The sequence below is a fragment of the Streptomyces sp. NPDC025721 genome, from assembly GCF_055558595.1.
Window position 1 is genome coordinate 31,268 of record NZ_JBVHMF010000034.1, and the last position, 12,820, is coordinate 44,087.

Sequence of the window (12,820 nt, forward strand, 5' to 3'; positions counted from 1 at the left end):
TCCACAAACGGCACGTCTGGTGAGGTGATCTGGGCTCTTCCCCTGCCTGAGAGAGGAAAGGAAAGACTTTGGGGGGGGGGAAGAGGACTGGGTGCGTGCTGTTCGCCCCCCCCCCCCCCCCCCCCAACCCGGCAGTGCCGCGGCGGGCACTGACGTCGCATCAGGTCAGGCTCAGCGCACGACGACGCGCAGCAGGCGGAAGCCGTGGTCGTCGGCGCCCTCACCCCGGGCACGTCGTGCACCGTGAGCGTCGCGGCCGTCACCGGGACCGGTGTCGGCCCCGCGGCGACTGCCACCGGCAGGACGCCGTCGGCGTCGGGCCGATGAGGAGGCCCGCTCCCGCCGAGGGTGGGGGCGGGCCGTCAGGCCACGTCGGCCGCGAGGCGGCTGAGCAGGAAACCGGCCATGCCGCGGACGCCGAACCCCAGCGCCCGCTCGTCGGCCGCGAAGTCCGGTGCGTGCGGGGCGCCGTTCATCCCGGCCTCCGGATTGGCGACGCCGAGGTAGAACATCGCGCCCGGCACACCGTTCAGGAAGAGCGCGAAGTCCTCGCCGTTGAAGGGGAAGGAGGCGTGCAGCACCTCCACCGCGTCCGGACCGAGCGCGCCGCGCAAATACCGCGCCGCGGCCTCGCTCAGTTCCGGCGAGCAGACCATCGCGGGGAACGGCTCGTCCGCGAAGACGGCCGTGGCGCCCGGCAGCGGTTCCACCGCGGCGCGTACGGTGTCGCGGATCTCGGCGTAGCGGCTGTCGGGCCAGGCGCGCAGCGAGACGCGGACGAGCGGGCTGCCGTCGTCGAGCGCGGTCAACTCGGGCCAGGTGACGACGAATCGCGCCAGCGGCCCGTCGGGGTCGCGGAGGTCGGCCAGCAGGCGGTCGTACTCCTCGGGGTTGCGCGGGAGGCGGACGGTGGACAGGCCGTCCACCAGGTCGAGAATCCGGCGCGCGTCGGACGCGGCGTCCGGGCCGGTCAACTCGACCTGGAAATGGTCCTGTCCCGGCAGTCCGTGACCGGGCATGACCGCGAAGGTGCCGACCGGGAACGGCCCGCAGTGCAGCGCGTAGACCTCGCGCGGGGGTGTGTGTTCCAGGGCGCCGTCCTCGATCATGGCCCGCGCTCCGGCCAGCGTCTCCTCGGCAGGCTGGAAGAGGAAGACGATCCGGCCGTGCCAGCGCTCGCGCAGCCGGGCGAGTACCTGGGCGACGCCGACCCCGACGGCCGTGTGCAGATCGTGGCCGCACAGGTGCGCGGTGCCGGGGACGAGGGAGGCGAAGTCGCTCTCGAACAGCTCGTCCAGCTCGTCGTCGTCCACCGCGTCCATGTCGGCGCGGTAGGCGAGGGTGGGTCCCGGTCCCGCGCCGTCGAGCACCGCGACCACGCCGTGGCCGCCGACGCCGGTGGTCACCGTGAGGCCCGCGGCCCGCAGCCGTTCGGCGACCAGCGCCGCCGTACGTTCCTCGGCGCCCGCGGGCTCGGGGTGGCGGTGGATGTCGCGGCGCAGCAGCACCAGGTCGTTGTCGAACTCTTGCGCGATATTGCCGATCTCCTGGCTGTCCAGTGCTGATGGCATGCGTGGGAGGGTACCGGACGGCGGCGCGGGGTTCGTCGCGCCCGACAGCCTTGACCGGTCGAATGGTTGACCCGCGCGTGCGGCGTGAGTAACTTACCGACGCCAGCTGCCATGCGGTAGGAATCCTTCCACTCCCCCGGCGTCCCTTCCCTGCCGCTCCCGACCACTGCTCCCGATCCAGCCGGCCTCTACAGACGAGGTTTCCATGCGGACCCCTGCACTGACGGCAGCCGCGGCGCTGCTCGCCTCCCTCTCCCTCGTACTCGCCGGGAGCGCCGACGCGACCCCGGCCCCGCAGCACGGCGGGAGCGGCCAATTCGACCGGCCGTACTCCGGATTCGCCCCGGCGGACACCGTCCTGCACCGGGGCACCCCGCGGTCGGCCGGGCTGGACGCGGCGCCGATCGACGCCTTCGAGCGGCAGATGGCGGGCTGGGAGGACCCCGCCTCGGGTGCGAATCACCTCTTCCCCGGCGCGACCACGCTGATGGCCCACGACGGCGTGGTGGTGGGGCGCGACGCGGGCGGTTACGCGGTCGAATACGCCGACGCCACCCACGAGTTGCCGGCCGACCAGCGGGTCCCGGCGCGTACCGACACCATCTACGACCTGGCATCGCTGTCGAAGCTGTTCACCTCGATCGTGGCCATGCAGCAGCTCGAAGCGGGCCGGATCGACCTCGACACACCGGTGGCGCACTACCTGCCGGAGTTCGCCACCAACGGCAAGGGCGCCGTCACCATCGAGCAACTGCTCACCCACACCTCGGGGTTCGACGCCGATCCGGTCCCCTCCCTGTGGCAGGGCTACCCGGATCTGCCGTCCCGCGAGAAGGCGATTCTCGACGCGAAGCCGATCAACGCGCCGGGGACGACGTATCTGTACTCGGATCTGAACATGCTGAGCCTGCAACTGGTGTTGCAGAAGGTGACGGGCAAGCCGCTCGACACGCTGGTGCGCGACGGCATCACGGGACCGCTGCGGCTGACCGACACCGGCTACAACCCGTCGGCCGCGAAGCTGCCGAGGATCGCGGCGACCGAGTACGAGACCAGCCCGGCGCGCGGCATGGTGCGCGGCCAGGTGCACGACGAGAACGCGTGGGCCATGGGCGGCGTCGCGGGCCACGCGGGCGTCTTCTCCACCGTGGACGATCTGGCCGTCCTGGCGCAGACGATCCTCAACGGCGGTACGTACAAGGGCCGTCGGATCCTCAGCCGGAACAGCGTCACGCTGATGGAGCAGAACTTCAACCAGGCGTTCCCCGGTGACTCGCACGGCCTGGGCTTCGAGCTGGACCAGATCTGGTACATGGGCGGCCTGTCGGGTCCGCGCACCCTCGGGCACACCGGTTTCACCGGCACCTCGCTGGTGATCGACCCGCAGTCGCGTTCGTTCGCCGTCCTGCTCAGCAACCGGGTGCACCCGACGCGGAACACGCCCTCGACCAATCCGCCGCGCCGGGCCATCGCCACCGCGCTCGCGCAGGCGATCGCGGTCCGGGCCCCCGGCGGCGGCCCGCTGTGGTACTCGGGGCAGGGCGGCGGCACCACCAGCACCCTCACCACGGGACCGATCACCGCGAAGGCACCGGTCGACATCGACTTCTCGGCGTTCGTCAGCACCGAGTCCACCGACCCGCTCACCGTCGAATCCTCCACGGACGGCGGCACGACCTGGCAGCCGCTGCCGCTGCGGGTGACCGGCAAGGGCGCGCCGTCCGGCGCCCCGACCTCGCTGTCGGGGCAGGACGTCCGCGCCTGGTGGCGGGTGCGCGCCGAGCTTCCGCGGGGCGCGGCCGGTGCGCTGATCCGCTGGACGTACGCCACCGACCCGGTCTACGAGGGCCGCGGCGTCGACCTCGCGGGGCTGTCGGTCACCTCGGGCCACCACGACCTGCTGCGGGCCGCGGGACTCACCCCGGCCGGCGCCTGGCGGACCGTGCACTGATCCGTCCGTCTGCCGCGGAGCGCTCACCCGCGCCGGGGCTCGCCCGAGGCCACGTTGACCCCAACGATCACGGTGGATACGTTTCCCCCGTGTCAGCCGGTTCCGACAACGAATCCCCCGAGGCGAGTCCCTTGGCGCGCGTCCGGTCGCTGCTGCCGGACCTCGCTCCGGCCGAGCGGCGCGTGGCGGCGGCCGTGCTGGCCAATCCGGCGCTCGCCGCGCGCAGCAGCATCACCGAACTGGCCGAGGCGGCGACGACGAGCGAGACCACGGTCATCCGCTTCTGCCGTTCCGTGGGCCTGCGCGGCTACCCGGAGTTGCGGATCGCGCTGGCCGCGGACGCCGCGCGCGCCGAGACCCGCGACGACCGGCACCTCGGCAGCGACATCACGCCGACCGACGACCTGTCGGAAGTCGTCGGCAAGGTCGCCTTCGCCGACGCGCGCGCCGTCGAGGAGACCGCGCGGCAGCTCGACGTCGACACGCTGCGCCGCGTCGTGGCGGCGGTCGCGGCGGCGGGCCGCGTCGACATCTACGGCGTCGGCGCCAACGCCCTGGTCGCCGCCGACCTCCAGCAGAAGCTGCACCGGATCGGGCGGGTGAGCTTCGCGTGGAGCGACACCCACATCATGCTCACCTCGGCGGCGGTGCTCGGCCCCGGTGACGTGGCCATCGGCCTCTCCCACACCGGGGCGACCGCCGACACCGTCGAGGCGCTGCGGGTGGCGCGCGAGCACGGCGCGACGACCGTCGCCCTGACCAGCTTCCCGCGCTCGCCGATCCACGCGGTCAGCGATCACCTCCTGACGACCGTGGCCCCCGAGACCACCTTCCGCTCGGGCGCGACCGCCAGCCGTATCGCCCAGCTCACCGTGATCGACTGCCTGTTCATCGGCGTCGCCCAGCACCATCTGGACAGCGCCCGCAAGGCGCTCAAGGAGACGTACGACGCGGTCGGCGACCACCGGCTGCCGGAGCCGTGACCGGGCGGGTGAGAACACCTGCTACGCCGACGGCCGGGGCGTGTGGATGATGCCGTTGAGCAGGACGTCGAATCCCCAGCTCAGACGGCCGGTGCCGGTGCCGCTCAGCAGGTCCATGCCGAGGGCGGCGATATGGGGGTAGGTGTCGGGCGTGGCGGAGAGGATCGCGTTCGCGAGGTCGCTCTCCTCCTGCTCCGCGCCGTCGGCCACGCTGCGGGTGCCCTGTTCGGTGGCGGTGGAGGTCGCGAAGTGCAGCAGCAGGTCCACCGCCCACGCGGTCCGCTCCGCGGGGACGCCTTCGGCCAGCAGCGCGAGCAGGCCGTCGACCAGCCGTAGGTAACCGGGGCCCGCGGGCCTGGTCACCAGCGCGGACTGGGCGAGCCCCGGGTACTCCATCAGGGCCCTGCCGTACGACCACAGGAGCGTGAACAGCCGCTCGCGCCAGTCCCCTGGCGCGGTCACCGGGCCGAGGTCGAGTCCGGCGAGCAGGTCGTCGAGCATGTACGCGCGCAGCTCGGCGGTGTTGCTCACGTAGACGTAGAGCGAGGCCGGGCCGGTGTCCAGCTCCTGGGCGAGGCGGCGCATCGTGACGCGGTCGAGCCCTTCGGCGCGCATGATCTCCAGCGCCGTGCCGACGATCCCCTCGCGGGAGAGCGCGGGTTTGGCGGGCCGGTCGCGGCGGCTGATGGGGGCGGCTTTCCCAGGCGTCATCGCCTCAGCATAACGAACACGTTCGCCCGGCCATGGCGCGATCACACCGCCTGGAACGAACATGTTCGCTCTGAACGCGTTCGCGACGAACATGTTCGTGTACGGTGGTGGGTGTGGCCGGACAGACCGGTTCGATCACGCAATGTCACAGCGGACGTCACCCGACGTCACCCCGGAAGGAGGTCCCGCCATGACCACCGCGACCACGACTTCGACCGCGCCCCGTCCCGCGGGCACCAGCACATCGGCCCGGCTGATGTGGGCGATCCTGGGGCTGGTGCTGCTCGCCGACGCCCTGGACATGATCGACTCGACCGTCACCAACATCGCCGCGCCCACCATCAGCGCCGAGCTGCACGGCGGCCAGGGCCTGATCAAGTGGCTGGGCTCCTCCTACATGCTGGCCATGGGCGTCCTGCTCGTCATCGGCGGGCGGCTCGGCGACAAATTCGGCCAGCGCCGGATGTTCCTGATCGGCATGGGCGGCTTCACCGTCGCCTCCGCCGTGGCCGGGCTCTCCCCCGATCCCGGACTGCTGATCGCCGCCCGTGTGGTGCAGGGGGCCTTCGGCGCCCTGATGATCCCGCAGGGCATGGCGATCATGACCAAGACCTTCTCGCGCGACATGCTCGGCAAGGCGTTCGCGTTCTTCGGGCCGCTGCTCGGCCTGGCCTCGGTCGGCGGTCCGATCCTGGCCGGATTCATCATCGACGCCGACCTCTTCGGCCTGTCCTGGCGGCCGATCTTCCTGATCAACCTCGTCCTCGGCGCGGTCGGCCTGGTCCTGGCGGTCCGGCTGCTCCCGCACGACGACGGAGACCGTGCGGTCGTCGTGGACGGGATCGGCTCGGGTCTGCTCGCCGTCACCATGTTCGGCCTGCTCTTCGGCCTGGTCGAGGGCTCGACCAACGGCTGGACGGCCACTCCCGTCCTCTCCCTCGTCGTGGGTGTGGCGGCCTTCGCGGCATTCGCCCGCCGCCAGAGCACGGCGGCCGACCCGCTGCTGAAGGCGTCGTTGCTGCGCAACCGCGGCTTCAGCTCGGGACTGGTCGTCGGGCTCGTGGTCTTCGCGACCACCAGCGGGCTGATCTACGTACTGTCCCTGTTCATCCAGGAGGGCCTGCACGCCTCGCCGCGCACCGCTTCACTCGCCCTGCTGCCGATGACGCTCGGCATCATCGTGGCCGCGGGCGCGTGCATGGCGCTGATCAAGAAGCTCGGCCGCACGCTGATCTTCGTCGGCATCGCGATCCTGCTGGCGGGCGGCGGCTGGCTGCTCGCGCTGGTCGCCCACTCGGGCACCGGCGTGGGCCTGTGGACGCTGGCCGCGCCGATCTTCGTCACCGGGCTCGGCATGGGCGCCTGCTACGGCACGATCTTCGACATCGCGCTCGGCGACATCAGCCCCGACGAGGTGGGCAGCGCCAGCGGCTCGCTCTCGGCGATCCAGCAGCTCGCCGCCGGTATCGGTTCGGCCGCGGTGACCTCGGTCTTCTTCCAGACCGCGGGCGGCGGCCTCGGCCACGCCATGAAGATCAGCCTCGCCGTCGTCCTGGGGCTCAGCCTGCTGTGCCTGCCCGCGGTCGCGCTGATGCCCAAGCGCGCCCCCGAGGAGACCGGCCACTAGCGGGTCAGGCCGCCGCGAGGACCCCGCTCCCTTGGGGGGCGGGGTCCCGCCGTGCGTGCCGCGTACCGAGTCGCGCCGGGCGAATCCCGTACGACGAGGTGAACCGCTACCAGGTGAACGCGGTGGACTGGGCGCTGGTGGCGATGCAGTAGACGGTGGTCACCGAGGGCGACGTGGTGACGATCTTGACCGACCAGTTGGTGGCGCTCGGCGTGCCGGACAGCACCCAGGAGTCGGTCTTGTCACCGGCGGCGAGCGTGCCGGTGGACTGCGGGAGCGGGCCGAGGGTGACGGCGCCGGTCATCGCGGGGTTCACGGTGCCGGAGAAGTCGACCTCGGTCGAGCCGTTCTTCTTGACCTTGATGGTCGTGGTGATGCTGTTCGGCGGCACCGTGGTGCCGGCCGGGACCGTGATCGTGGAGGAGCTCAGTTTCAGTTTCTTGACGCCGCCGGAGTCGGTGGCGGTCAGCGTGGCCGTCCCGCTGCCCCAGGTGCCGCAGTTGTAGCTGGCGGTGGCGGTGGCCGGGGTGACGGCGACCGCGTGCGGGGCGAGGGTCAGACCGGCGAACAGTGCGCCGCCGCTGAGGACGGCGATCGTCCCCATGCGCTTGGATCTGGACATGGCAAAGCACTCCAATCAAGCAGGGTGAGGGTGCGCCGGGGGACGACCTCGCACAGGCACCCTTGACATCCCGTTGTCGAGTGACTACCCGCTGTCCGGCCCGGCGCGCTGGTCGGGAGTGAAGCCCCATGACCTTGAAGAGTCAAGCGCCACGGGACGACGTGACCCGCGGCTTGACCCGCGGCCGGCGTCGCCCGGTGCGAACGGCGGCCCCACACCGCGAGGTTACCGGCGGGTTCGCATTGACTTCTGCGTCCCGCACTGTCGCAATGCCCTGGAACCAGCACCTGACGCACCGTCATATACACGTATGCGTCCCGGAGTCAGGAGGCACGCGTTGCATCATGCAGGGCAGTTCTCTCTACGGCGCCTCGCGCGGGCGGCGGTGCCGGCTCTGGCCCTGGCCGCGGCCTGCACGCTGGCCGCCCCCGCGGCGCACGCGGACACGGTCACCCCGACCGTGCACTGCGTGCTGCCCGCCGGACAGGGTGAGAACACCGGGCCGCAGTCCGTCTCGGTGACCCTCACCCCGGCCACGGTCGCGCCGGGCGGCAAGGTGCACGCCGAGGTCACCCTCGGACCCTCGCCCGCGACCAGCCCGCTCGCGCTGTCCGCCGTACCGACCACGCCGAGCATCTACTTCACCATGTCGGGCGGGGCGACCGGGACGGTCTCGGTGACGGGCCCGACCGTTCCCGTGGACATCCCGGCGGCGCCCGCGCCGATCGTCATCCCGCCCTACGGAGGGGACTTCTTCGTCCCCTCGGACGCGTCGGGACCGGTGACGTTCACGCCGTTGAAGATGAACACGCAGACGGTGGTGCTCGGCAGCACCTTCCAGACGCCCTGTGACATCGTCTCGGGCAGCGGCGGCATCGGCACGGTCACCGTGCAGGGCGGCGGCGGTGGGGCCACCACGCTCACCGCCCCGGCCTCGGCCGTACGTCCCAGCACCTCGGTCGCGCTGAGCGGCAGCGGATTCACCGCGGGGGGCACCCCCGTGGTCTCGCTGTGCGACGCGCAGGGACTGGGCTGCGACCCGTCCCGCTTCACCTCCGACACCCTCGCGATCGACTCGTCCGGCGCCCTCTCGGGGAGCGCGACGCTGGCCGCGTCGTCCGTGATCGCCGACGGCTCCTACCAGGTCCAGGTCAGCGACGGCGCCAAGCACGCCACCGCCGACCTCACCGTCAAGGCGTTCGTGCCCACGGGCGCCCGCAGCGTCACGCTCTCGCCCGACCACGGCCCGCTCGGTACCGTGGTGACCGTCAGCGGCCGCAACTTCCACCAGGACGAGTACATCAACGTCTGGGGGGTGGACGCCGACGGCAACCAGACCGCCGACGACGCCGTGTACCCGGTCAGCACACCCGACGGCACCTTCACCGCCGAGTTCACCGTCAACGACCCCGCCACCACCGCGATCCACACCGACGAGAGCGGTGCGGACGGCTCCGACGTAAACGTGAAGTTCACCGTGGGCGACAGCGGCGGCGCGACGGCCACCCAGAAGATCAGCGCCACCGTCACCGCGGGCAATCTCCAGATGACCCAGTCCGGGGACACCGTCGACTTCGGCACCATCCCCCTGACCGGACGGTCCCAGACCGCCACCAGCGCGCTCAACACCGTCACCGTCGTGGACTCCCGCGGCGTCGACCTCGGCTGGTCCCTGACCGGCACGCTCACCGACCTGACCTCGGGTCAGAACACCATCCCCGCCTCGGCCGTCCGTTGGACACCCGACTGCGTCCGAAGCTCGCAGAGCGTCGGCACGCCCGCACCGGGCACGCCGGGCCCGCTGGGCAGCACCGCGGCGACGCTGTGCCAACTCACCGCGGCCGGCGGCGAGAAGGTCGTCGGCGGAACCGTGAAGGTCAACGCCGACATGGACCTGCGGCTCCCCGCGGTGACGGCGCCCGGCGACTACAGCGCGATCCTCACACTCACCCTCACCTGAGCGCCACGTCCCCGTTCCGCACCAACCGACTCCGACGTCCCTCCTCCTGATCCGTTCCTCCCCCGGGCCCATTTCCCGGGCCCATCTCCCGGGGGAGGAACGGCCCGGACCCGACCCCCGCTCCTTCTCCCCCGGGGCCCACCCCCCGCGGACTCATTCCCCGGGACCCCACCCCGCGGGCCTTCTCCCTCTTCCCGGACCCCTCCCGTGCCCAGGCTCAGGGAGGGGTCTGCCATGCCCGAAAGGCGGCGCAGCAGATGTTCCCACCCTTCCACCGCAGGCCCGGACGGGGCTGGCGGGCAAGAATCGCCACGGGCGCCGTCGCGGTGCTCGCCCTCGTCGGCGCGGGTCTGACCTCCGCGACGACGGCCCGGGCCGCGACCATCAACCCGACCGTGCACTGCACGCTCCCGGCGGGTCAGGGCGACGCCACCGGGCCGCAGTCGATGACGGTGACCCTGACCCCGGCCGTCGTCACCCCCGGCGGCAAGGTGCACGTCACCGTCACCCTCGGCGCCAGCCCGGCCATCCCCGGCACCTCGCTGTCCAATGTGCCCACCACGCCCTCCATGGACCTGGCGATGTCCGGCGGCGCCACCGGTACCGTGACGGTCACCGGCCCCACGGTGAACATGAACTACCCCTCGGGGCAGCCCGTCGTCGTTCCCCCGTACGAGGGTGACATCTACCTGCCCGCCAACGCCTCGGGGGCCATCACCTTCACGCCGACCCGTACCCTCACCAGCACCGTGGTCCTCGGGGGTACGTACCAGACGCCCTGCGTGATCACCGCGGGCGGCGGACCGGTCGGCACGGTCACCGCGCAGGGAGCGGGCAGCGGCGCGTCGCTGTCCGGGCCCACCGGAGTGGTCCGGCCGCACACCGCGATCGACCTCGCGGGCGGCGGCTGGACGGCCGGCGGCACTCCGACGGTGTCGCTGTGCGACGCCAACGGCGCGGGCTGCAACCCGGCCGACTTCACGTCCAACACCCTCGCCATCGACAGTTCGGGCATCCTCACCGGCACCGCGACGCTCGCCGACGCCAACACCGTGGCCGACGGCTCGTATCAGATCCAGGTCGACGACGGCACGACCCACGCGAACGCGCCACTGACGGTCAAGGCGTTCGCGCCCACCGGTCCGAGAACGATGACGCTGTCCCAGAACAACGGCGTGGTCGGCACGGTGATCACCGTCGTGGGTCACAACTTCCGCCAGGACCAGTGGATCAACATTTGGGGACTCGACGCCGCCGGGAACGCCCTCGACGACGCGGTCTACGTACAGAGCCTGCCCGACGGCACGTTCAGCACCGACTTCACCATCGACAGCGCCGACCTGGTGGCCGTCTACGCCGACGAGAGCGGCACGGCCGGGACCAGCGTCACCGTACCGTTCACCGTCACCACCACCGCCGTGACGCTCAGCGCCACCACCCCGACCGTCCTTCCCGGCCACGCGGCGACGCTCACCGGATCGGGCTGGCCCGCGGGCACCACCCCGACCGCCGCGCTCTGCGCCGCGGACGGCACCGCGTGCTCGACCGCGTCCGTCTCGTCGAGCAGCCTGAGCATCGCCTCCGACGGAAAGCTCTCCGGCTCGGTCACCGTGGCGAAATCCGTCGCCAAGGGCTCCTACCAGGTGCAGGTCACCGCGGGCTCGATCCACGTCCTCGCGCCGCTGTCCGTCGCCACGACGTTCATCACGCTCAGCCCCGCCTCCGGTCCCGCGCACACCAAGGTCACGGTCGTCGGCCAGGGCTGGGCGCCGGTCGCCACGGTGGAGATCGACGGGCTCAAGGCGGACGGTTCCCGCACCTCCGACAGCTACGCCACCAAGATCATCGGCCTGGACGGCACCTGGTCGCAGACCTTCACGGTCAACGACCCGGCCACGGTGGCGCTCTACGCGCACGAGTGGCTGATCAACGGGCACACCGCGACCGCCGCCTTCGCCGTCAACGGCAGCACGGCCCCGCCCGCTCCCGCCTACTCGCTCAGTCCGGCCGCGGGACCGGTCGGCACCTCCGTACTGGTCAGCGGGCGGAACTTCGCCCCCGTCGCCACGGTCGTCGTGTCCGGGCGCCGCGCCAACGGCGCCCAGAGCTCCGACTCCTCGGTGCTGCGCGTCATCGGTCTCGACGGTACCTTCGCGCTCGACTTCACCGTGCGCGACCCGAAGACCGTCGGCATCATGGCCGCCGAAGTGCTGGTGAACGGCAAGACCGTCCAGCTCCCCTTCACGGTCCGCTGAGTTGTCACCCACGGCCTGCCCGGACCGCCCGCGCGGCGGCTCCGGGCAGGCCCCGTGCCGTTCCGGGCCGCCAGTCGGGGCCGCTACTCGACGGTCATGGCGGGCTGCACCCCGGCGATGCAGCAGGCCGCGAAGTACAGCAGGATCGGGTGCGTGTACGGCACGGCCTGGTCCGGCGGGTGGATGACGTCGTGGCCGCCGGACACGTCGGGCAGCGTCTCGTACGCGGGCACCAGCACGGCCGCGTCGACCAGGTAGCGGGTGGAGGACGGCCACTCCACGTCGATGTCGGAGCCGGTCGGCACGATCCACGACCACTGCCGTCCGTTGGTGAGGACGCAGCCGGAGCTGGGCAGGCAGCCGAGGATCCGCATGCCGTGCTCCGCGGACGTCTCGACCACGTCGCAGGCCAGTCCCGGCGGGAAGTCTGCGGTGGTCGGGACATGGATCCGTTCCCTGGCGGCCGGAGGCCCGTCCACGCGGGGGGCGAGCCAGTCGAGGCGGGTGCCCCGGGGCGGCAGGGCGGAGCGACGGCCGGCCGGGGGGACACGCTTCATCGGGGGTCCTCCGAGTACGTGGCCGACGCGTCGTCGGCCGGGGCGGCGGGCACGGTGAAGGTGGCCCAGGCCGTCCAACCGGCTCCGGGCGAGGGGACGTTGATCCCCCAGGTCGTACTCAGGGCCTCCACGACGACCAGCCCGCGGCCCCCCTCGTCCGGCGGCCGGGCGTCGTGCCGCGACGCGCTGCGCCCCTCGGAGCCGACCTCGACGTAGACCTCGGGACCGCCGCCGCGCAGATGGCAGGTCACGCTGTCGCTGAGGCTGTGCACGATCGCGTTGGTGACCAGCTCGGAGACGACCAGCACGATGTCGTCACGGACGCCCTCGGGCAGGCCCCAGCGGTCGAGTTCCGCGCGGGCCTCGTGGCGGGCGGCGCTCACGGAGGTCCGGCGGGCGGCGAGACGGAAGACGGCGTACACATCGCCGCTCGGGCGCGATGACGTGATCGGTGGGGTTCGGAGACCCGTTAATGCTGCCATGGCCGTCACCTCTCGTGGGGGCCGCGTATGTGGGGTCGCGGTTGCGCGCTCGGCGGCATCACTGCCGGGCTCGACCATCGGCGTCACTGCCTGTGTCGGTG

Annotated in this window: 10 protein-coding genes; 5 read left to right on the forward strand and 5 right to left on the reverse strand. The window is 72.0% G+C overall.

The features are described from left to right. Positions 1-362 precede the first annotated feature (362 nt). Entirely contained in the window at positions 363-1,571 is a 1,209-nt protein-coding gene (locus ACZ4EF_RS32845; RefSeq protein WP_391162083.1) for a M20 metallopeptidase family protein, read from the reverse strand. Between the two features lie 205 nt (positions 1,572-1,776). Between ACZ4EF_RS32845 and ACZ4EF_RS32850 the strand changes: the two genes are divergently transcribed. Both ACZ4EF_RS32850 and ACZ4EF_RS32855 read left to right on the forward strand, forming a co-directional pair. Then, positions 1,777-3,522: a serine hydrolase domain-containing protein gene (locus ACZ4EF_RS32850; protein ID WP_467507777.1), complete on the forward strand. Its 1,746-nt coding sequence runs from the start codon at positions 1,777-1,779 to the stop codon at positions 3,520-3,522. A gap of 89 nt (positions 3,523-3,611) precedes the next feature. Then, positions 3,612-4,505 (forward strand): MurR/RpiR family transcriptional regulator, encoded by an 894-nt coding sequence (locus tag ACZ4EF_RS32855; protein ID WP_467507779.1) that lies wholly within the window; start codon positions 3,612-3,614, stop codon positions 4,503-4,505. 21 nt (positions 4,506-4,526) lie between these two features. On the opposite strand, the gene ACZ4EF_RS32860 is transcribed toward ACZ4EF_RS32855, so the two are convergent. Beyond that, entirely contained in the window at positions 4,527-5,216 is a 690-nt protein-coding gene (locus ACZ4EF_RS32860; RefSeq protein ID WP_467507781.1) for a TetR/AcrR family transcriptional regulator, read from the reverse strand. A gap of 190 nt (positions 5,217-5,406) precedes the next feature. Between ACZ4EF_RS32860 and ACZ4EF_RS32865 the strand changes: the two genes are divergently transcribed. Beyond that, a complete protein-coding gene (locus ACZ4EF_RS32865) occupies positions 5,407-6,843 on the forward strand; it encodes an MFS transporter (RefSeq protein ID WP_467507783.1) in 1,437 nt (478 codons plus the stop codon). A 106-nt stretch (positions 6,844-6,949) separates the two neighbouring features. Here ACZ4EF_RS32865 and ACZ4EF_RS32870 read toward each other — a convergent pair whose 3' ends face one another. Further along, positions 6,950-7,465 carry a hypothetical protein gene (locus tag ACZ4EF_RS32870; protein ID WP_355345675.1) on the reverse strand — a complete coding sequence of 172 codons (516 nt, stop codon included), beginning with the start codon at positions 7,463-7,465 and terminating at the stop codon, positions 6,950-6,952. A 337-nt stretch (positions 7,466-7,802) separates the two neighbouring features. Here ACZ4EF_RS32870 and ACZ4EF_RS32875 point away from each other — a divergent pair, with 337 nt between their 5' ends. Further along, positions 7,803-9,425 (forward strand): hypothetical protein, encoded by a 1,623-nt coding sequence (locus ACZ4EF_RS32875; RefSeq protein WP_467507784.1) that lies wholly within the window; start codon positions 7,803-7,805, stop codon positions 9,423-9,425. Between the two features lie 257 nt (positions 9,426-9,682). Further along, on the forward strand, positions 9,683-11,680 hold the full coding sequence (locus tag ACZ4EF_RS32880) for a hypothetical protein (RefSeq protein ID WP_467507786.1): 1,998 nt from the start codon (positions 9,683-9,685) through the stop codon (positions 11,678-11,680). An 83-nt stretch (positions 11,681-11,763) separates the two neighbouring features. Here the strand turns inward: ACZ4EF_RS32880 and ACZ4EF_RS32885 are convergent, their stop codons facing one another. Continuing rightward, entirely contained in the window at positions 11,764-12,237 is a 474-nt protein-coding gene (locus ACZ4EF_RS32885; protein ID WP_355345684.1) for a hypothetical protein, read from the reverse strand. Then, positions 12,234-12,797 (reverse strand): ATP-binding protein, encoded by a 564-nt coding sequence (locus tag ACZ4EF_RS32890; protein WP_401722425.1) that lies wholly within the window; start codon positions 12,795-12,797, stop codon positions 12,234-12,236. The genes ACZ4EF_RS32885 and ACZ4EF_RS32890 overlap by 4 nt, the downstream gene beginning before the upstream one ends. Positions 12,798-12,820 lie beyond the last annotated feature (23 nt).

Bases quoted from the DNA above. Each gene is read 5' to 3' on its own strand.
- ACZ4EF_RS32865 (WP_467507783.1), top strand. From the start codon at position 5,407: ATGACCACCGCGACCACGACTTCGACCGCGCCCCGTCCCGCGGGCACC.
- ACZ4EF_RS32845 (WP_391162083.1), bottom strand. From the start codon at position 1,571: ATGCCATCAGCACTGGACAGCCAGGAGATCGGCAATATCGCGCAAGAG.
- ACZ4EF_RS32860 (WP_467507781.1), bottom strand. From the start codon at position 5,216: ATGACGCCTGGGAAAGCCGCCCCCATCAGCCGCCGCGACCGGCCCGCC.
- ACZ4EF_RS32850 (WP_467507777.1), top strand. From the start codon at position 1,777: ATGCGGACCCCTGCACTGACGGCAGCCGCGGCGCTGCTCGCCTCCCTC.
- ACZ4EF_RS32880 (WP_467507786.1), top strand. From the start codon at position 9,683: ATGTTCCCACCCTTCCACCGCAGGCCCGGACGGGGCTGGCGGGCAAGA.
- ACZ4EF_RS32885 (WP_355345684.1), bottom strand. From the start codon at position 12,237: ATGAAGCGTGTCCCCCCGGCCGGCCGTCGCTCCGCCCTGCCGCCCCGG.
- ACZ4EF_RS32890 (WP_401722425.1), bottom strand. From the start codon at position 12,797: ATGGTCGAGCCCGGCAGTGATGCCGCCGAGCGCGCAACCGCGACCCCA.
- ACZ4EF_RS32870 (WP_355345675.1), bottom strand. From the start codon at position 7,465: ATGTCCAGATCCAAGCGCATGGGGACGATCGCCGTCCTCAGCGGCGGC.